18 protein-coding genes, 1 tRNA gene, 1 pseudogene and 1 riboswitch are annotated in these 20,003 nt (G+C 59.1%); of the genes and pseudogenes, 10 read left to right on the top strand and 10 right to left on the bottom strand.

The genetic code is table 11. The annotated features are described in order from the left end of the window. The 3 genes from JCM17207_RS13190 to JCM17207_RS13180 form a co-directional block, all read left to right on the top strand. On the top strand, nt 1-474 hold a 474-nt coding region (locus JCM17207_RS13190), incomplete at its 5' end, for a DUF6551 family protein (protein WP_373871970.1). Between the two features lie 93 nt (nt 475-567). Beyond that, nucleotides 568-927, top strand: coding sequence for a type II toxin-antitoxin system PemK/MazF family toxin (locus JCM17207_RS13185; RefSeq protein ID WP_238318087.1), 360 nt, complete (start codon nt 568-570; stop codon nt 925-927). 267 nt (nt 928-1,194) lie between these two features. Beyond that, on the top strand, nt 1,195-1,569 hold the full coding sequence (locus JCM17207_RS13180; protein WP_238318086.1) for a hypothetical protein: 375 nt from the start codon (nt 1,195-1,197) through the stop codon (nt 1,567-1,569). A 38-nt stretch (nt 1,570-1,607) separates the two neighbouring features. Here JCM17207_RS13180 and JCM17207_RS13175 read toward each other — a convergent pair. From JCM17207_RS13175 to JCM17207_RS13140, 8 genes are all read right to left on the bottom strand, one after another. After that, nucleotides 1,608-1,683: transfer RNA gene (locus JCM17207_RS13175), tRNA-Ala, on the bottom strand. A gap of 176 nt (nt 1,684-1,859) precedes the next feature. Further along, a complete protein-coding gene (gene thiT / locus JCM17207_RS13170; protein WP_238318085.1) occupies nt 1,860-2,426 on the bottom strand; it encodes an energy-coupled thiamine transporter ThiT in 567 nt (188 codons plus the stop codon). A gap of 83 nt (nt 2,427-2,509) precedes the next feature. After that, nucleotides 2,510-2,610: riboswitch (TPP riboswitch) on the bottom strand. A 119-nt stretch (nt 2,611-2,729) separates the two neighbouring features. Beyond that, complete coding sequence (locus JCM17207_RS13165; RefSeq protein WP_238318084.1) at nt 2,730-3,641, bottom strand: Ice-structuring protein; 912 nt, start codon at nt 3,639-3,641, stop codon at nt 2,730-2,732. Between the two features lie 154 nt (nt 3,642-3,795). Then, complete coding sequence (locus JCM17207_RS13160; protein ID WP_238318083.1) at nt 3,796-4,794, bottom strand: glycosyltransferase family 2 protein; 999 nt, start codon at nt 4,792-4,794, stop codon at nt 3,796-3,798. A 157-nt stretch (nt 4,795-4,951) separates the two neighbouring features. Beyond that, nucleotides 4,952-5,509, bottom strand: a complete 558-nt coding sequence (locus JCM17207_RS13155; RefSeq protein ID WP_238318082.1) for a DUF4358 domain-containing protein — start codon at nt 5,507-5,509, stop codon at nt 4,952-4,954. Between the two features lie 234 nt (nt 5,510-5,743). Then, on the bottom strand, nt 5,744-6,184 hold the full coding sequence (locus tag JCM17207_RS13150; RefSeq protein WP_238318081.1) for an Lrp/AsnC family transcriptional regulator: 441 nt from the start codon (nt 6,182-6,184) through the stop codon (nt 5,744-5,746). Between the two features lie 423 nt (nt 6,185-6,607). Then, a complete protein-coding gene (gene hflX / locus JCM17207_RS13145) occupies nt 6,608-7,870 on the bottom strand; it encodes a GTPase HflX (protein WP_238318080.1) in 1,263 nt (420 codons plus the stop codon). A gap of 13 nt (nt 7,871-7,883) precedes the next feature. Further along, nucleotides 7,884-8,489 carry a GNAT family N-acetyltransferase gene (locus JCM17207_RS13140; RefSeq protein WP_238318079.1) on the bottom strand — a complete coding sequence of 202 codons (606 nt, stop codon included), beginning with the start codon at nt 8,487-8,489 and terminating at the stop codon, nt 7,884-7,886. A 129-nt stretch (nt 8,490-8,618) separates the two neighbouring features. Here JCM17207_RS13140 and JCM17207_RS13135 point away from each other — a divergent pair. Further along, nucleotides 8,619-10,423: pseudogene (locus JCM17207_RS13135) on the top strand (bifunctional homocysteine S-methyltransferase/methylenetetrahydrofolate reductase). 59 nt (nt 10,424-10,482) lie between these two features. Here the strand turns inward: JCM17207_RS13135 and JCM17207_RS13130 are convergent. Together JCM17207_RS13130 and JCM17207_RS13125 are read right to left on the bottom strand one after the other, a co-directional pair. Further along, a complete protein-coding gene (locus JCM17207_RS13130) occupies nt 10,483-11,856 on the bottom strand; it encodes an aldehyde dehydrogenase (protein ID WP_238318078.1) in 1,374 nt (457 codons plus the stop codon). Beyond that, complete coding sequence (locus JCM17207_RS13125; protein WP_238318077.1) at nt 11,813-13,081, bottom strand: iron-containing alcohol dehydrogenase; 1,269 nt, start codon at nt 13,079-13,081, stop codon at nt 11,813-11,815. The genes JCM17207_RS13130 and JCM17207_RS13125 overlap by 44 nt, the downstream gene beginning before the upstream one ends. A gap of 555 nt (nt 13,082-13,636) precedes the next feature. On the opposite strand from JCM17207_RS13125, the gene JCM17207_RS13120 reads away from it, so the two are divergent. The 6 genes from JCM17207_RS13120 (at nt 13,637) to JCM17207_RS13095 (ending at nt 19,708) form a co-directional block, all read left to right on the top strand. Beyond that, the gene (locus tag JCM17207_RS13120; RefSeq protein ID WP_238318076.1) at nt 13,637-16,342 is read left to right on the top strand and encodes a valine--tRNA ligase; all 2,706 of its coding nucleotides are present in this window, start codon (nt 13,637-13,639) and stop codon (nt 16,340-16,342) included. 65 nt (nt 16,343-16,407) lie between these two features. Then, nucleotides 16,408-16,872, top strand: a complete 465-nt coding sequence (locus tag JCM17207_RS13115) for a VanZ family protein (protein WP_238318075.1) — start codon at nt 16,408-16,410, stop codon at nt 16,870-16,872. Between the two features lie 9 nt (nt 16,873-16,881). Continuing rightward, nucleotides 16,882-18,147, top strand: coding sequence for a folylpolyglutamate synthase/dihydrofolate synthase family protein (locus JCM17207_RS13110; RefSeq protein ID WP_238318074.1), 1,266 nt, complete (start codon nt 16,882-16,884; stop codon nt 18,145-18,147). Between the two features lie 103 nt (nt 18,148-18,250). Next, nucleotides 18,251-18,565, top strand: a complete 315-nt coding sequence (locus JCM17207_RS13105) for an anti-sigma factor antagonist (RefSeq protein ID WP_238318073.1) — start codon at nt 18,251-18,253, stop codon at nt 18,563-18,565. Between the two features lie 3 nt (nt 18,566-18,568). Beyond that, on the top strand, nt 18,569-19,012 hold the full coding sequence (gene spoIIAB / locus JCM17207_RS13100) for an anti-sigma F factor (RefSeq protein ID WP_238318072.1): 444 nt from the start codon (nt 18,569-18,571) through the stop codon (nt 19,010-19,012). Nucleotides 19,013-19,033: 21 nt separating this feature from the next. Then, on the top strand, nt 19,034-19,708 hold the full coding sequence (locus JCM17207_RS13095; RefSeq protein ID WP_238318071.1) for a sigma-70 family RNA polymerase sigma factor: 675 nt from the start codon (nt 19,034-19,036) through the stop codon (nt 19,706-19,708). The last annotated feature ends 295 nt before the right edge of the window (nt 19,709-20,003 follow it).

Genomic DNA, 20,003 nt, shown 5'->3' with positions numbered 1-20,003 from the left:
GAATCCGCCAAGCTGACACCGGGCGACCGGATGCGGGCTATGATCTACGGCGGCGACCCGGAGTGCATGGCCTTCCTCAAGGCCACTGAATCGGTTGGCTTGAATTTGGATTACGCACAGCGGCGCGGAAAGTTACGGATCGGCTGCATCGGCACTGCCTTTGAAGAATTCAAACGGGTGGGAGCCGACCTTTATAAAGAAGCACTTTCCCTGATCGTGGCCGCCTGGCACGGTGACCCTGAGTCCCTGCGGGCCGAAACGATCCAGAGCGTGATCCGCTTCATCGAACTGTACCGCGATGAATATGACCCCCGGCGTCTGGTCACCCGCCTGCACAAGACCGACCCCCTGACCATCTACCGGGAGGGCCGAGCCATGGGGGTCAACATGGCTGGGTACAAGAAATACCTCTACCAGGTCTTCTGCATCTACAACGGCAGCAGCAAGAAGAACGTGCTGCCCATGAAGTTCTAACCTGCCATTCTAATCCCCCCTTTTTGCACAGAAGCCGCCTGTAAATCAACAGGCGGCTTCTTACATAATGAAGCACAAGGGGGTGCATAGCCTATGATTCCCAAGAACTGGCGATACAGCCGGGGAGACATCTACTACGCCAACATGGACCCCAATGTTGGTTCCGAGCAGGGCGGGGAGAGGCCGGTAGTGGTGCTGCAAAATGATGCGGGCAACAAACATTCACCCACACTCATTATTGCCACCCTTACATCCAGGGTGGACAAGAAGCGTCACCTGCCCACCCACGTCCTGCTGGACCACAACCCAGGACTGAAAGTTCCGTCTATCGTACAGCTGGAGCAAATCTTCACCATTGACAAGCGCCGCGTACAGCGGTTCGCCGGTCAAACCAGTGAAGAAGAGATGAAGCAGATCGAGGCGGCCATAAAGATCAGCCTGGGGATAAGCTGAGAGGAGGAATGCAGAGAAAATGTCTGGAAAGTCTCTTTCCCTTCGGGTGGATGGATATGAAGTCCTAGCCACCTTTGCGGATACACCAAATAGAACCATCACCCATCACCTGAAGCAGATTCTGATGGCATCCTTTGTGAACAGCACCTCCAGATCTGCCTCTGGCGACATCCTTGCAACGGTCTCAAAACGGCGATACAATCAAGACGGTGATTATCACTGTGCACCTTGAAAACTGCATAGGATTCGTATTGATGCATCTTCCTTTTGACCGTATCACATATGCTGAAAGCAGAGATCATCAAGGCTCTGCGGGGAGAAAGTGTCTTTCCAAAAGAATTGCTGGGAACGATGCTCTCTGAGTCTGAAGCAAAATGCGCCAAGCTGCAAAAACAGTTTGAGGATGCTCAGGCTGCTTATGAAGAAGGGCAGAGCCTTCTTCGATCTTTGGAAAATCAGTACAACAACGTGATCTCCTGGGCGGAGCTATATGACACGGCTGACTTGGAGACAAAGAAAATGATTGTCAACTGCCTGATCCGTCGGATCGAAGTCTATCGGGGCTACAAACTGCATGTTGATTTCAACATCGACTTTACCCAGTTTGACCTGGGGCTGGATATGATAGAAGTAGCCGCGTAAAAGAAAAAATCCGCTTCCTTTCGGAAACGGATTTCTTTTGGTGGAGATAAGCGGGATCGAACCGCTGACCTCTTGAATGCCATTCAAGCGCTCTCCCAGCTGAGCTATACCCCCATATTCGGTTCTATATGGCTTTGTCTCTGGGGTGTTCCCCCTGGCGACGTTGATTATTATAGCAGGGAAGAGGCAGGTTGTCAACACTTTTTTACTCTTTTTCTGATTTTATATGTGGATAATAAAAACCGCCGTTGGTACGTATACCAGCGGCGGCTCGGCGAAAGCGGGAAGGATTATGCGGTCTGTTTTTCAAACATTTGGGGTGCCAGTTTCACCAGAAGTACTGCGGCCAAAACGGTGAGCACCGTTTCGGGCAGCATGTAGCTAGCGTTGTAACCCAGGCTGTACGTCCAGGCGGCCAGACCGTCGGACAGGTTACCCCAGATCAGAACGCCGGACAGGAAGCTGCACAGGAAGCGAAGTACCCCTGCGGCGACACAGCCCACGGCTACACCCACCAGCCGGTTTTTAAAGGGCCGAGCGAACAGATCGGCCAGGCCTAGGGCCATAAAGGCCAGCAGGTAGTCCAGCAGGATCTCCCCCAGGAAATAGAGGAAAGTCGGGGTGGGAGGGGCCCAGAAGCCCAGCAGCATCTGCAGGCAGCCGTTCACAAAGCCGGTGAAGAGGCCCCACTTCACTCCATGACGGAAGGAAACCAGGATGAAGGGCAGCATGCTCAGCAAGGTGACGCTGCCGCCGTTGGGCATGGTGAAAATCTTGATGTTGGACAGAACCGTGCCCACCGCAATCATCAGGGCACATTCCACCAGGATGTGGGTCTTAGAATAGGTCTTTGACATGATATATCTCTCCCTTTTTGTTTTAGTACATAAAAACAAAATGCGCCTGCTTGGGCAGCAGGCGCATGGGATGGCGTCAAAAACGGACGTTCCATAAACCTACCTACGCCGGCATTATCCGGATCAGGTTATAGGGTACTCCGCATAAGCGGATCTCAGCCTTTCGGCGCCCCTGTTTTTATGTCCGTTACTCAGTATATCCCGATGCCAAAAAATGTCAAGAGCTTGTTTTCGGGGACAAAAAATCGGGAGCGCCAGCCTTTTGGGCCGGTGCTCCCGGTGCAGGTACTGTCTCTATAGGGGTTATGCGGCGGCGTCGCTGGAAGCCGCGCTTTCGCTGGCTGCTTCACTGGAGGCCGCGCTTTCGGTGGATTCCGAAGCCGTGCTCTCGCTGGCCGCTGCGCTTCCGACGGCCTCGCTGGAAGCGGCGTCCGGGTTTACCCCGGCCAGAATGGCCTCCTGAAGGGTCTGCTCATCCATCATAATAACCGACGAAGCAGCGGCTTCGCTGGTGGCCTCGGGCTTGGTAGCGCTCTCGGTCAGACCGGTGAGATACCAGCTGCCGCTCACCCGCTCAAAGATATAGTCCATATATTTGGTGGGGGTGTCCGACTGGGTGGCCATGACACTTTGTTCGTTGGACATGGGGATGTAACCTACCGTTACATGGAGTTTGCCCTCTTGCTTGAACAGGGCGGTGACGCTGGCGCGGTAATAACCCACGCTGCCGGTGATGGGGATGAGATAGCACTGGGATGTCTCATCGAATTCGATGGTCATATCGTCCATATCAAAGCTGCGGTGGTTCAGCTGGAAGGTGGGGCCCACCAGCTTGGCCAGATAGGCGTCCACATCCACAGCGGGCAGCATAAGCTGTTCGGTCTCGGGGTCTCGCTCGTAGTGATCGAAGTTGCCGTCGGTCTCCTGGATGGCATAGACGCAGCCCCAGACGGCGGCTTCCCGCAGGGTCAGGTCGTCGATGTTCTCGATGCCATCGAAGGGAAGGGGATCAAAGAGGACCAGACCTTCCAGTTTTTGTTCATATTCCAGACGTTCTTCGGTGTCGTCGAACAGGCGGGCCACCAGGCTAAAACCGGAGCCCAGCACCGTGAAAACGCCGATCAGCATCAATAGAGCCATGCCCAGACCAAGCGCCTGACGGCGGCGGCGCCGGTGGAGGCGGGCGTGTTCTTCTGGAGTCACATAAGACTTCATTGAGTTTCCTTCTCCCAAAAAGTATTTTTCCTCGGGCTGCGCCACAGGGCAGCCGGGCATTACAGATTTAAGTATACCACAAGTTGCGCGGGTGCGCAAAATGCAGCGGATGGTTTTTTTGTGAAAATTCGGTTTTAATCCGCGAAACAGGGGATTATTTGAGGTCGAACCGCACCACTACCAAACGATACCACAGATAAGGCACCATGTTCCAGATCATCCACAGCTCCATCAGCAGATAGTGGGGCAGGTCCCGCCAGCGGAAGGGCCGCTTGCCCAGCCGGCCTTCCCGCAGGATGGCGAAAGCCTCCCGCATGCCCTGGTCCCAGGCGTCGCCGAAGCCCTGGCGGTGGAATTTATAAGATTTGAGCAGATACCCCGCCAAAAGGGGCAGACTGTTGACCAGGAGCATCAAAAGCGGCTCGTTTTTCAGAGGGAGCAAGATGCTGTTCCGTCCGCTCTGGCAGCTCTTAAACTCGTTGTACCGGGTCGCCCCGGTGCTGGCCCCACAGATGTGGTAGCAGCGGGCTGCGGGGCAAAACACATTCCTGTACCCGGCGTTATTGGCCCGCCAGCTCAGGTCTACATCCTCGAAATAGGCGAAGAAATTTTCGTCGAACCCGCCGATTTCGTCCAGGATGCTCTTGCGGTAGAGGACGGCACCCCCGCAGGCCGAGAAGATCCGCCGGGGGCGGCTGTACCGTTCCACCCGCCGGCCGTCGCCGGTCTTGCAGGCAAAGCCCATCAGGGTGACATAATCCCCGGCATCGTCGGCCAGCTCCCGCTCAAAATGCCGGATCATCAAGCTTTGGACGGCGAAGATTTTGGGATCTTTTTCTGCTGCCGCCAACAACTGGGCCAGCCAGTCCGGCTCGGCGAAGGCGTCGTTGTTGAACAAAACCACATATTCGCTTTCGGCCAGGGCAATGCCCTGGTTCACGGCGTGGGAAAACCCGGTGTTGTGCCCGTTTTCGATCAGGGTGAAGTTGGGGCGGCTGCAATAACTGCGGGCCTGTTCCAGGCTTTCGTCGGTGGAACCGTTGTCCACCACGATCAGGTGGAAATCCTGCTCGGTCTGGGCGTAAATGGACTCGATGGAATCCTTCAGCCAGCCTTTGCCGTTGATGTTGGGGATGACGATGGTTGCTTTCATGCTGTATGCTCCTGGATTTTCAGAATGGACAGAATGGCGGGGCGGCCCTGGCCGCAGCACGCAATAAAATCAGTATACCACATTTTTCCGGCAAAGAACAGGCCGCAGCCCGGATTTGGACTGCGGCCCTAAAGTTTATAAGGTTTACAGGGGGTGCTCAGGCAGCCAGAGCGGCCTTGATGGAAGCCATAACGGCGTCCGAATTCTCGCAGCAGACCAGGACGACCTCACCGGAGGGGACGACCTCGACCTTGGCGGCCTTGGCGATCTCGTACTGATCCATCAGGTAGTTTTCCATGGATTTCTGCTGGGTGGTGACGAAGTTCTCCAGGGCCTCCTTGACGGCGTCGGTGCGGCCCTCGGCGGGCTTCACGATGGCGATGCCGTAGCTCTGGGTGATGATGCCGGAGACAGAAGCGGCGAAGTCCTCATAGTCGCCCTCCTCCAGGCCCAGCAGGGGCATGGTGAAATTGGCGATGTTGCTGCTCAGGTCCTCAGCGGTGAAATCGGCGCTGGAGCCGTCGATGGCGGTGAACTGGCCCTCCTCCTCGCCGGGGCGGGCGATCATCTGGTATTCATTCTCTTCGTCACTGCGGGCGTCGTGAATGATCTGGGCGTAGTCCTTGGGGGTAGAGCTGCTGGAAGAACCGGAGCTGCAGCCCACCAGGGCAAAGATGGCCAGTGCGGATAAAGCAATCGCAATCAAACGTTTCATAATAAGATATTCCTTTCGCTCGAACATTATCGGATACTGGGGCAGAGCAGAGCCATTTTCGGGGCGGCGCAGGAGGTGTCTGCGTTCAGTGTGTGCAGAAATGGCCGCGTTATTCTGAACTGCCGTCGTATGCTATACGAATGGCAATTGCAGAAGATTGCATCGGGCCAAAGAAAAACAAAAACTTCCCAAACCGTTCAAAAACCCTTCATATCCGGTGCGGGGGAAGGGGAATCAGAGCTGCATGGCCTCCAGCTCGCCATGGCTCACCGGAGTGGAGAGGATAATCTGGGTGCTGGTCCGCCCCAGGGTCTGGAACTGCATAATCAGGTGTTCCAGCTGGGCCATGCTGCCGCAGCTGACCTTGATAAGGAAGGTATATTCGCCTGTAACGTGGTAGCACTGGAGCACCTCGCGGCTGTTCTGCAAAAGGCTTAAGAGCTCATCCCGGCGGCTGGGCACCGCAGAAAGGCTGATGAGGGCGTCCACATAGAGTCGGTCCGCCGGGCGGTTGAGCACCACCGTATATCCGCCGATGATGCCGTCCGTCTCCATTTTGTGGATTCGGCTGGACACGGCGGGGCTGGTCAGCGCCACCTGTTCGGCGATTTCCTTGACGGGCATCCGGGCGTTGCCGGCCAGCAGGGAGAGAATTTTACGATCCAAATCATCCATCTGTGAGGAACCTCCGCAATTTATTTCTGGTGAAATACATAAATTTTTCTGAAAATAAAGTTTTGAGTTGTGATAAATCACAAAAGAGCCGCAAAATCCGAAATGCGAACGGGCTTTATTAATTATATAAAGTTTTGGCCCAAATGTAAAGTGGAATCGTAAAGTATACTTGGATTTTTCAGTTTGACATTGAAACAGAAATTGTTATAATACAGGTGTGGTACAGCTCCGGCGGCTTTCTAACGCCAAGGACAAGTACCCTTTTAAAATGAGATTCACACTTTTATATACTTTCCCACCCCTCTATACACAAAAACCCGCTGCCAGGCGGGTTTTTGTGTTTTGCAGGGGGTTTTTCTTTTTCCGGTTTTGGGGATGGTAAGCAGGGATTGCTGCCCCGCCTGGCGGCAGGTTTTTTGCGGGTTAGACCAGATATCCCTCGTAATGGTGCAGGTCCTCCCGCTTGACGATTCCCTCGAGGTAGAGCCCCTCCGGGCGGTATTCCTCAGTCTGGACGCTGCCCCGCTCCCGCATAGGGGCGGCCAGGCCCAGCTTGTCGTAGGGCAAAAGCACCCGGATGGTCCGAACCCGGTCACTGAGCAGATGATCCAGCTTTTCCAGCAGCTGGGGCAGCCCATAGCCGGTTTTGGCGCTGGTCAGCAGGATATCCGGGTCAAAGGAGATGGCCCCGGATTTGTCGCACTTGTTGTAAACAGTCAGCCGGGGGATGTCAGCGCAGTCCAGGGTGTCCAGAACCTCGTCGGTGACGTCCAACTGTTCCTCCCGCAGGGGGTCGGCGGCGTCTGCCACTCGGACAATTACATCCGACCAGGCGGCTTCTTCCAGAGTGCTCTTAAAGGCTTCCACCAGGTTGTGGGGCAGCCGGGAGACAAAGCCGACGGTATCCACCAGCAGAACCGCCATTCCGCTGGGCAGAACCAGCTTCCGGCTGGTGGGGTCCAGGGTGGCGAAGAGCATATCCGCCTCGGCCACGCTGGGGCCGCAGAGGGCGTTCATCAGGCTGGATTTGCCTACGTTGGTGTAGCCTACCAGGCTGACCACCGGCATCTCGGTTTTGGCCCGGGCTTTCCGGCTCTCGCTGCGGCGCTTTTCCATCTCGGCCAGCTTTTCGGCCAGGGCGTCGATCCGGGCGTGGACGTGACGGCGGTCCAGTTCCAGCTTGGTTTCACCTGCGCCGCGGCGTGCGCCGCCGCCGCCCCCGCCGCCGCCGCCCTGGCGGCTCATGCTTTCGCCCATCCCCTGAAGGCGGGGCAGGCGGTACCGCAGCAGGGCCAGCTCGGTTTGCAGTTTGCCCTCGTTGGTGACAGCCCGGCTGCGGAAGATCTCCAAAATCAGCATGGTCCGGTCGATGACTTCCACCCCCAGGGCGGCCGAGATGTTCCGGATCTGGCTGCCGGTGAGTTCCCCGTCAAAGACGGCGCACTCGGCCCCCAGGGCCTCTATGGCCGCCCGGGCTTCTTCCAGTTTGCCGCTGCCCAGCACGGTGCCGGTCTCGGGGGTAGAGCGCTTTTGCACCACCTCGCCCACGGCGTTCATGTGATTGGCCTCGCAGAGAGCGGCCATCTCTTTCAGACTGCGCTCGCAGTCCCATTCCCCCTGATCCAGCGCCAGAAGCAGCACCGGGGTGGGAGGGGTCTCCACTAAAATGTTGTATAATTCGCTCAAAATAAATCCTCTCTTATCTTTTGTGGCAAAACGCCTCGTAGTCGGCACGGGTTAGCCGGTAGACCAGGCAGTCCACCGGGGTGCCGTCGAATTTGTGATACTGGGCCTCATGGTCGTAAACAAAGCCCGCTTTTTTCATCACCGCACCGCTGGCGGGGTTGCCCTTGGCGTGGCAGCAGGTCAGCCAGCTGCCGTCGGTCCGTGTGAACCAGTAATCCACTACCGCCCGCAGAGCCTCGGTCATGTAGCCTTTTCCCCAAAAGGCTCGCCCCAAACAGTAGCCCGGCTCCCAGATGCCGTCGGACAAGTCCACGCCGGTCCATTTGTCTCGATAGGCTTCCCCCAGAAGATCATCGACCAGGGAAATGGCCCCAATCACTTCACCGCTGGCCTTTTTCTGGATGGCCCACTGGTAATAGTCGGGGTTTTTGTAGAGCTCTGCCCAGGCGGTGAGGAGAGCATAGGTCTCAAAGACATCCTTGTGGGGCTCCCACCGCAGCCAGCGGGTGACCGCTGGGTCGCTGGCCCAGTTTTTGAACATATCCGGCGCGTCCTCCGGCAGCAGGCGGCGCAGAACCAGCCGCTCCGTCTCAATGGTTTCGGTGCCTGCATGGCGCATGACGATCTCCCCCTTTTGGTTCCAAAGTAGGGATAGTATAGCCCAAAAAAGGGGCCCGCGCAAGGGGCCCGGGCTTGACAACCGGCGGAAAACCCATACACTTAAACACGAATCTATAAAAAGAGGTGGATGGGATTGAAGGACGTGCGTTCCATTTTAGAGAAGAGGGTGCTGGTGTTTGATGGTGCCATGGGCACCTACTACCAGACCCAGCCCGGCCAGGAGTGCGAACAGGCCAACTTGACCGACCCGGAAGGAATTTTGAGAGTACACCGGGCATACCTTGCCGCCGGGGCCGAGGCGCTGAAAACCAATACCTTCGGTCTGCCCCGGATGGCGGCGGCAGGGGCTCCGGGCTGGCAGGCTCTGGCCGAAGCCGGCTGGCGTCTGGCCCGCCAGGCGGCGGGGGAGAAGGCGGCGGTTTTTGCCGATTTGGGGCCTGCTCTGCCGATTTGGGGCCTGCTCCCGATACCGAGGGCCAGCCCGCTGCTGCGGTTTACAAGCGGGTGGCGGAAGTATTTCTGGCCCAGGGGGCAACATGTTTCCTCTTCGAGACTCTGAGCTCCGACGCCGGGGTGACCGAGGCCGCAGCGTACATTAAAGAACGGTGCCCGGAGGCCTTTGTGATGGTCTCCTTTGCAGTGCTGCCCGACGGCTATACTCGGGAGGGTCTGCGCTGCCGGGTGCTGGCTCAGCGGATGGCTGACTGCGGAGCGGCGGATGCGGTGGGCCTGAACTGTGTCTCGGCCCCCAGCGCCATGGAGAAACTCCTGCCCGAGCTGGCGGGGCTGGCCCTGCCTTTGGCGGTGATGCCCAACGCCGGATATCCCATCGTCACCCGCAGCCGGGTGGTCTACCAGGGCAAACCGGATTACTTCGCCCAGACCCTTTGCCGCATCCGCCAGAAAGGGGCGGTGATCCTGGGCGGCTGCTGCGGTACTATGCCAGAGCACATTGCAGCCCTCCGCCAGTCGCTGGAAAAGACTCCCATGCCTATTTCCCCGGAAACAGCCCCCGCCGTCCCGGCGGAGCAGAAAACGATGCCCGCCCCGCCAGACGCTTTGCTCGAAGGTCTGGCCGAGGGCCGCAAGGTCATCGCCGTGGAACTGGACAGCCCCAAGGACGCCGACCTCACCAGCTACATGGAGAGCGCCCGGCGCTTGCAGGCGGCGGGGGTGGATGCCCTGACGGTGGCCGACTGTCCCATCGCCCGGGCTCGAATGGATTCCTCTCTGGTGGCCTGCAAGCTGCGGCGAGAGCTGGGGCTGGCGGCGGTGCCCCATATGACCTGCCGTGACCGGAACCTCAACGCCACCAAGGCCCTGCTGCTGGGGCTCTACGCCGAGGGGGTGCGGGAGGTGCTGGCCATCACGGGTGATCCCATCCCCACCGCCGAGCGGGACGAAGTGAAGAATGTCTATCAGTTCAACTCCCGGAAGCTGGCTCAATATATTCTTTCCCTGGCGGGGCGGGAAATGCCCGGCCCCATGACAGTGTTTGGGGCGCTGAACCTCAACGCCCGGAATTTCGGGGTGGAGCTGCGCCGCGCTCAGGAGAAAGTTGCCTGCGGTATGGGCGGCTTTTTGACCCAGCCCATCCTCTCGGAGACGGCGGTGGAAAACCTCCGCCAGGCCCGGGAGACTCTCGGCCCCGGGGTACGGCTGCTGGCGGGGATTCTGCCGGTGGTCAGCCAGCGGAACGCCCTTTTTATGGAGAACGAGGTCAACGGCATCCATGTGGCCCCTGAGATCGTCGAGCGGTACGCCGGTCTGGACCGGGCCGAAGGGGAGGCCCTGGGTCTCGAACTCTCGGTGGAGATGGCCCGGGCAGCGCTGCCCTTTGCGGACGGTTTCTATCTCATGACCCCCTTTAACCGGGTGGCTCTGATGGAACGGCTGGTGGCCCGGCTGAAAACCGAGGTCATCGGGGAATAAACGAGACAAAATAAAAGAGCGGGGCAGGCCGTTGACGGACAACGGCCGCCCCGCTTTTTTCAGCGAAGGAAAATGCGGATCATTTTCTGGTAGAGTTTATTGGTATAGGGCTGGTAGCGCAGGGGCGTATCCAGCCAGAAGGGCTTTTTCAGGATGCTCTTCTCATGGCTGAAAGTCTCAAAGCTCTTGCGGCCGTGGTAGCTGCCCATGCCGCTGCGGCCCACCCCGCCGAAGCCCAGACTGGGCACCGACAGGTGCATGATGGTATCGTTGATGCAGCCGCCGCCGAAGGAAACATATTCCTCGAACATCTTCTCCACCGCCCGGCTGCGGGTGAAGAGATAGAGGGCCAGGGGCTTTTCCCGACTCTGGATAAACTGCACCGCCTCGTCCAGGTCCTCATAGGTGAGCACCGGCAGCAGGGGTCCGAAGATCTCCTCCTGCATGATGGGATCCTCAGGCTGGACATGATCCAGCAGGGTGGGGGCGATCCGCAGGGCCTTGGGCTGGGTCTGGCCGCCATAAACCACCTTGGCCGGGTCCATCAGGCCGCAGAGCCGGTCGAAGTGCTTTTGGTTGATGATCTTGCCGTAGTCGGGGTTGTCAAGGGGATTTTCGCCGTACTGGCGGGCGATCTCCGTCTTGATATAGCCCAGCAGCTGATCTTTGACGGCCTGATCCACCAGCAAATAGTCGGGGGCCACGCAGGTCTGACCGCAGTTGAGGAACTTGCCGAACACCAGCCGCCGGGCGGCCAGTTTCAGGTCGCAGTCGGCGGTGACGACACAGGGGCTTTTGCCACCCAGCTCCAGGGTGACAGGGGTCAGGTGGGCGGCAGCCTTTTCCATCACCAGTTTTCCCACGGTGACACCGCCGGTGAAAAAGATGTAATCGAACCGCTGTTCCAGCAGGGCGGCGTTTTCGGCCCGGCCGCCCTCCACCACCGCTACATACTCGGGCGGGAAGACCTCCCGCACAATGGAGCGGATTACCGCCGAGGTGGCGGGGGAGTAGGCCGAGGGTTTGACCACGCAGCAGTTGCCCGCCGCGATGGCCCCAATCAAAGGCTCCATGCAGAGCATAAAAGGGTAGTTCCAGGGGGACATAATCAGCACCACGCCGTAGGGCTCAAAGACTGCCCGGGCGCTGGAAGGAAAATTGGCCAGGTTGCTCATCCGGCGGCGGGGCCGGGCCCGGCTGCGTAGATGACGAATCTGGTCGTTGAGTTCAGCCAGGGTCATGCCGGTCTCACACATATAGCTCTCCTCGGCGGATTTGCCCAGGTCGGCCTTGAGGGCGGCGTTGATTTCCTCCTCGTGGGTGTAGATGGCCTGGCGCAGGCGGCGGAGGCATTGCAGGCGGGTATTCAGATCAAAGGTCTGACGGGAATCAAAGAATTGCCGCTGCACTCTGATAAGGGATTCGACGTTCATGGGATGCTCCTTTCCCGGCGGTCTGGCTGCCGGCGATTACATCGTACATATGGGCTAGCTCTTCTGCGTCCATCAGCTTGGGCACAGGGTAGAGGGGGTTGGATTCCTGGTCGGCGTGGGCGGCCATCTGGGGAATGTCCTCGGGCTGGATGCAGTCCACCGTCCGGGGAATCCCCATAGAGTCGTTCATCTCCCGCACCCAGGCAATGAAGATGCCTGCCGCCTCAGCATCCGAGGCGTCTGCCGGGGCGACACCAGTTTTTCGGGCCAGCTCACCCAACCGGTGGTGGCAGGCCGGGCCGTACTCCTCCAAAAACCAGGGCAGGATGATGGCGTTGGCCAGCCCGTGGGGCAGGCCGTACTGCCCGCCCAGAGAGTGGGCCACCCCGTGGACATACCCCACATAAGACTGAGTGAAGGCAATGCCCGCGCAGTAGGCCGCCCGCAGCATCTTGGCCCGGGCCTCCAGGTCCTGGCCGTTGTCGTAGGCCCGCTTGAGGTACTGGCGGATCAGCTGGACGGCCTCAATGGCCATGGCACGGGTGTGGGCGGTGGTGCTCCGGCCAATGTGGGCCTCCACCGCGTGGGTCAGGGCGTCCATGCCGGTGGTAGCGGTCAGTCCGGCGGGCAGACCCGCGGTGACGGCGGGGTCCAGCACCGCATAGTGGGGAATCAAACTGAAATCGTTGATGGGGTATTTGTGCTTGGTCTCGCTGTCGGTGATGACGGCGGCCAGGGTGGTCTCGCTGCCGGTACCGGCGGTGGTGGGTACAGCGATCAGGGTGGGCAGCCGGTGCATCACCTGCAGCAGGCCCCGCATCTTCTGCACCGGCTTTTTGGGCCGGACGATCCGCGCCCCGCAGGCTTTGGCGCAGTCCATGGAGGAACCGCCGCCGAAAGCGATCAAAGCTTTGCATCCCTCGTCCAGATACATCTGGCGGGCGGCCTCCACATTATGAATAGTGGGGTTGGCGGTCACCTCATCAAAAAACCGCCATTCGACCCCCTGGGCATCCAGAGCGTCGGTCAGACCTCTCAGCAGGCCCAGGGAGGAGATCCCCTTGTCGGTGACGATAAGGACGGGCGAGAGCCCTTTGCCCGCCAACAGGTCAGCCACAGCGTCCATGTTCTCCAGCAGCTTCGGCTCCCGGTAGGGCAAAAGGGGCAGGGCAACACGGAAAGCGGTCTGGTAGGTGCGGCACCAAATTTTGCGCAGGGTGTTCATAATGTTTCTCCTTATTATAAGCGCGGGCCCGCCGTCAGGCAAGGATCTTGTGAGAAGAATAAAAACAGTTAGATAAATCTTTTTAACTTTATCACCGAATGGCAAAATGTCAAGCCGGAGGGCCAAAAATCGGTGTTTTACACAAAAAACGCGGCGCTCCGCCTGGTTTGGGGCTTCGGTTGGAACGTTCTGACCTCCCCTGACAAACAAATTTCAAAAAGCTTATTGACAAAATAACCAAAATCCGTTATATTCCTTCTATCAAATGCGATGAAAAAGAGTGCGCGCCGCATCCTCCTTTCAGAGAGCCGGGGGCAGGTGGAAGCCCGGCAAGGCAGCGCGGCGTGCTGTCACTTTTGAGCAGGAGCGGTGAAGCCATGTGGCTTAGCCTCTCTCGGGGCTGCCCCACGTTATCGGGGCCACAAGGGGCGCTGTGCTTTTTGAGCAGGGCGCAATTTGGGTGGTACCGCGGTTTGTAGAATGTTACAGCCGTCCCATGGACAATTCCGTGGGGCGGCTTTTTTGCACCCCACCGATTCAAAGGGAGGAACACCAATGAAAGAACTCGCAAAACAGTATGACCCCAGCCAGGTGGAAGACCGAATTTACCAGTTCTGGCAGGAGGGCGGCTATTTCCATACCAAGGCCGACCCGGACAAAAAGCCGTTTACCATTGTGATGCCGCCGCCGAACGTCACCGGCCAGCTGCACATGGGCCACGCGGTGGATAACACCATGCAGGATATCCTGATCCGCACCAAGCGGATGCAGGGCTACGCCGCCCTCTGGGTGCCCGGCACCGACCACGCATCCATTGCCACCGAGGCCAAGGTGGTGGAGGCCATGCGCGCCGAGGGCCTGACCAAGGAGATGCTGGGCCGGGACGGCTTTTTGGAGCGTGCCTGGGACTGGAAGAACCGGTACGGCAACCGGATCGTCAGCCAGCTGAAAAAGCTGGGCAGCAGCTGCGACTGGGAGCGGGAGCGCTTTACCATGGACGAGGGCTGCTCCGACGCCGTCAAGGAAGTGTTTGTCCGGCTGTATGACCAGGGCCTGATCTACCGGGGCAACCGGATGGTCAACTGGTGCCCCCACTGCAATACCTCCATTTCGGACGCCGAGGTGGAGTACACCGAGCAGGACGGCCACTTCTGGCACCTGCTCTACCCGGTTAAGGAGACCGGCGAGATGCTGGAGCTGGCCACCACCCGCCCCGAGACCATGCTGGGCGATACCGCTGTGGCCATCAACGCCGAGGACCCCCGCTACGCCCATCTCCACGGCTGCCATGTGGTGCTGCCCCTGCTGAACAAGGAGATCCCCATTGTCTGCGATGAGCACGCCGACATGACCAAGGGCACCGGCGTGGTGAAGATCACCCCCGCCCACGACCCCAACGACTTCGAGGTGGGTCTGCGGCACAACCTGCCCATCGTCCGGGTCTTTACCTACGACGGCCACATGACCGGCGCTGAGGACAAGGCCGCCGCCGACGCCCTCTTTGCCGCCGGCAAGAACACCATCAACGAGCCCCAGGTGCTGGACTGCGGCAAGTACGCCGGCATGACCACCATGGAGGCCCGCAAGGCCATCCTGGCCGACCTGGAGGCGGGCGGCTACCTGAAGGAGATCGAGCCCCTCAAGCACGAGGTGGGCACCTGCTACCGCTGCCACACCACCATCGAGCCCATGGTCTCCAAGCAGTGGTTCGTCAAGATGGAGCCCCTGGCCGGCCCCGCCATCGAGAGCGTGGAAAAGGGCGAGATCCGTTTTGTGCCCGAGCGGTTCACCAAGACCTATATGAACTGGATGAAGAACACCCGCGACTGGTGCATCAGCCGCCAGCTGTGGTGGGGCCACCAGATTCCGGCCTGGTACTGCGCCGACTGCGGCGAGACGGTGGTGGCGAAATCCGCCCCCTGCACCTGCCCCAAGTGCGGCGGCACCAATCTCACCCAGGACCCCGATACCCTGGATACCTGGTTCTCTTCCGCCCTCTGGCCCTTCAGCACCCTGGGCTGGCCCAATGAGGACAGCGAGGATCTGAAGTATTTCTACCCCACCAACACCCTGGTGACCGGCTACGACATCATCGGTTTCTGGGTCAGCCGGATGATCTTCTCCGGCCTGGCCTACACCGGCAAGGCACCTTTTGACACCGTCTGCATCCACGGCATCGTGCGGGACAGCCAGGGCCGCAAGATGTCCAAGTCCCTGGGCAACGGCATCGACCCGCTGGAGGTTATTGCCAAGTACGGCGCCGACGCGCTGCGCTTTATGCTGGTGGATGGCTCCACCCCGGGCAACGATATGCGCTATATTGAGCAGAAGGTGGAGGCAGCCCGCAACTTTGCCAACAAGCTGTGGAACGCCACCCGGTTTGTTCTGATGAACCTGCCCGAGGACTTCCAGCCTGGCCTGCCCGCTGACGATCAGCTGGATATGAGCGACAAGTGGGTTCTGACCAAGCTGAACCAGGTGGCCGGCGCCATGACCGACAACCTGGACCACTACGAGATGGGCCTGGCTGCTGCCAAGATCAACAGCTTTATCTGGGATGTCTACTGCGACTGGTTCATCGAGATCGCCAAGCCTCGCCTCAACTCCGGCGATGCTGCCCAGGCCGATACGGCCCGCCGGGTGCTGGTCTATGTGCTGGACAAGGCCCTCAAGCTGCTGCATCCCTTCATGCCTTTCATTACCGAGGAACTCTACCAGGCCCTGCCCGGCAGCGCCGAGACCATCGTGACCCAGGCCTGGCCCACGGTGGACGAGAGCCACAACTGGCCCGAGGAAGAGGAAGCCTTTGAGAAGGTGATGGACTACATCAAGGCCGTGCGTACCATGCGGACCGAGATGAACGTCCATCCCGCCAAAAAGACCAGCATGGTGATCGAGACCGCCGACCCGGCCCCCTTCGTCAACGCCCAGGTCTACCTGGCCAAGTTCGCCTTCGCCACCGACGTGTCCTTTACCAATAAGTACGAGGGCAGCACCGACGGCATGGTCCAGGTGTCCACCCACGCGGCTCGCGGCTTCATCCCCATGATGGAGCTGATTGACCGGGAGAAGGAGCTGGCCCGCCTGAATAAGGAAAAGGCCAAGGCCGAGAAGGAGATGGGGATCTTCCAAAACCAGCTGGCCAACCCCAAGTTTGTGGAGAAGGCCCCTGCCGCTCTGGTGGAGGAGATTCGGGCTAAGTACGCCCGCAGCCAGGATAAGCTGGCCAACATCGAACAGAGCATTAAGGCGCTGGGCTGAGGCCCGGCCCGGACGGGAGGACAACGGATACGAATCAGGAAAAAACTTCGCCCTGGGTTATCGCCGTGCGGGTATTGTTTACCATTGCGCTGATTGGAACCATCTGGTTTATCTTTTCAAATTCCATGCAGGTGGCGGCTGTCTCCCAGGCGGCCAGCGGCCGGGTGCTGGATCTGCTCCAGCGGATTCTCCGCCGTGCGGGTTTGCCGGGGCTGGCGGCCCAGCTCACCGAGCATTTTGTGCGCAAGATGGCCCATTTCTGCGAGTATGCGCTGGAGGGCTTTTGGCTGATGCTCTGTCTGCGGGTCTACACCCGGCACTATGTCCGGCATATCAGCTGGCCGGTGCTGGGCGGCCTGCTGACCGCCCTCTGCGACGAAACGATTCAGATCTTTACCAGCGGGCGCAGCAGTCAGCTCACCGATGTCTGGCTGGATTTTGCCGGCGTGCTGGCCGGGCTGCTGGTGGGGCTGTTCCTGCTCAGCTTCTGGCGCATGTGTGTGATTCTGCTGCGGCATCGTGAGGAGTGAGGAAAAAGAATGACCATTCAACAGGCAAACGATTATTTTGCATCCTGCCCGGCGGAGGGGTTCCTCTCCGCTGACCAGCTGCGGGGGTATCTGCCCCAAGAAGAGGGACTGCGGTATATTGGCATTTCCGGCACCGCAGGCAAGACGGCGGTGGCCGCCCTGTTGAGCTCTATGCTCAAGGCTGCCGGGTTTAAAACCGGCTGCTACCATGCGGGCTGGGGCCCCATGTCCCAGCGGGTGCGGATCGACGGCGCTCCGGTGGAGGAATCCCTCCTCTGCGGGGCGGCAGAGCACCAGTCTCGCTTTGCCTTCGAGCCGCTGCCCAGGGCGGCGGCCGAGCTGGCGGCGGCCTGTACCTGCTTTGCCCAGGCGGGATGCAGCTTTGCGGTGGTGGAACTGCCCGACGCTGGTCTTGCCCCGGCGCTGCCCCGGATGCCGGTCTGTGCAGTGACCCACATCGGCCCGGACGAGAGCGGCCGCTCGTTGGAACGGCTGGCCCACGATGCGGCGGCGGTCCTGCGGGAGGGGAGCATCTGCGTCACCGCGCCGGATCAGCCCAAGGCGGCCCTGACCGAGATCATTGTGGCGGCGGGCAAAACCAACTGTGAGCTGGTGGTGCCGGACGCCGAGGACATCAAGTTCCTGAAAGCTCATCGCTTCGCCAGTCAGATTGATTACGGCGGTTACGAAGCTCCTCTGGCTTTTTTGGGCCGCCACGCGGCCTGCAATGCGGCGGTAGCGGTGGAGTTGGCCCTGGCCCTTTGGCGTAAAGGGGTGGAGATCTCCGACGAGGCGATTCTGGCCGGTCTGGCCCAAACCAAGAACCAAAGTAGCATCCGGGTCCTGCGCCAGCGTCCCCTGGTGATCCTGGATGCCTGCCACACCCCGCAGCAAGCGGCAGCGCTGGTTCGGGTCCTCAAGGTGGCCAAGGTGGAGCATATGAGCGCGGTGGTGGGACTGCCCGGCCGGGAAGGGACCGAGGCTTTCCTCACCACTCTGGAAACAGGTCTTTTGCCCGGCGAGGAGAAAGGGGACAAGAAGGCCATGCCCGGTATGTCGGACAGCGTGTTCGACCGGGTGTACTTTGTGGCCCCTGCCGGGGTGGAACCGAGTCTGACCCGCGCCCTGGCCGAAGCGGCCCGGTATCATTTCGAGGCGGAGTTCTGCCCCGATCTGGCCCAGGCACTGGAACAGGCCCGGGCAGCCGGAGGGCGCGGCATGGTGGTCTGTGGCCGTGAAGATCTGGTCCTAGAGGCCGCCCAGCTGTTAGGCTGAGTCATCGACACGCTTTTCTAAAAAATACACCGCATATCCCGTACACTAGAAGCATAGTGTACGGGTTTTTTTTATGCCCTGAAAAAGGAGGACGGACAAGCCTATGGCAAATGTAACCTTCAGCACGGCGGATGATACCCTCTATGCTTATCTGGCAGGGGAGATTGACCACGATTCTGCCCAGAAGCTGAGGATTGAGATTGACAACGCGATTGTATCCCATGTGCCGGCCACGTTGACCCTGGATTTTGGCAGCGTGGGATTTATGGATTCTTCGGGTGTGGGGCTGATTTTGGGGCGTCAGCGGCGGGTTCAGGCCCTGGGCGGCCGGCTGCGGATTCAGCATGCGCCCCGTCAGCTGCGGCGGGTGCTTCAGCTGGCCCAGATACCCTGCACCGATCCAGAACAGGAGGACTAAACCATGAAAGCAGAAAATACCACCAAGATTCAGTTCGATTCCCTCAGCGCCAACGAAGCCTATGCCCGCGGGGCGACAGCAGCTTTTCTGGCGCGGTATGACCCCACCGTGCCCCAGCTGGCGGATATCAAAACCGCTGTATCGGAGGCGGTTACCAACTGCATTGTTCACGCCTACCCCGACCGGGTGGGGCCGGTGACTCTGACTATCGCTGTCTACCCTGACCGCCAGGTGCGGATCACCGTAGCGGATAAAGGGGTGGGGATCCCGGATATTCCCCAGGCCATGGAACCTCTTTTCACTACCGGCGATCCCGAGGAGCGCTCGGGGCTGGGGTTCGCGGTGATGCAGAGCTTTATGGATAAAGTGCAGGTGTCCTCTCATCCGGCCCGCGGCACACGGGTGGTTCTGACCAAGCATCTGGCCGAAAAGGATTCCTCTACATAATAAAAGAAAGAGGCGGTCATTTTGGTAGCGGATAAAACCCGGCGCAGTGCGTTTATCGAAAAAAATTTAGGGCTGGTTCACTCCTGCGCGGGGCGGTTCCGGGGCAGAGGGATTGAATACGACGATCTGTATGGAGCGGGATGCATGGGGCTTATCAAAGCCTATGATGGTTTTGACGAGAGCAGGGGGGTCTGTTTTTCTACCTATGCGGTTCCGGTGATTCTGGGGGAGATTAAAAAACTCTTCCGGGATGGGGGAACGGTAAAGGTCAGCCGCTCCATCAAGGAGCTGGGATTGCGGATCAATGCAGCTCGGGAACGGCACCTGAAAATATATGGAGTAGAGCCGACGGTTTCCCAGCTCGCTGAGGAACTGGGAGAAACCCCGGAAGCAGTCGCCCTGGCCATCCGGGCGGCCATGCCTACTATGAGCCTCACCCCGGAAGGGGATGAGGAAAGCGACCGGCAAATGGATATCCCGGTGGAATCCCCGGAGGAAGAGCTGGCAGACCGGATTGGGCTGAATGAGGTGCTGGAAAGTCTGCCGGAACAGGACAGAAAGTTGATTCAACTTCGGTTTTACGGAAATCGGACCCAGAGTGATACGGCAAAGCTTTTGAATACCACACAGGTGCAGATCTCCCGGCGGGAGAGAAAGATCCTGCAAGTGATGCGAATGCGACTATTGGAAGAATAAGAGGGAAATATAAAATACAGGGAGAAAATCCCAAGAAAAGGATTGCTTTTTGCTGAAACCTATGGTATCATATATAACTGTCAGGCAGACAAAACAGGATGCCTGTCGAACTGAAGCCGTTTCCTGTTGAAACACAGTACAGAAGTTCAAAACACTTCGAAAAAAGTGCTTGACAAACGAGCGGTTCGGTGGTAAAATAAAGAGGTCGTCAGCCGAGAGGCGAACGGCACACAGGACCTTGAAAATTGAACAATATCGAAAAACTTGTAACGGAACCTTATTGCGTGCGGATTTG

The sequence above is a fragment of the Faecalibacterium gallinarum genome, from assembly GCF_022180365.1.
GTDB classification, from domain to species: domain Bacteria; phylum Bacillota; class Clostridia; order Oscillospirales; family Ruminococcaceae; genus Faecalibacterium; species Faecalibacterium gallinarum.
The sequence above is the reverse complement of the archived record's forward strand: the minus strand, read 5'-3'. Positions and strand labels throughout refer to the sequence as shown.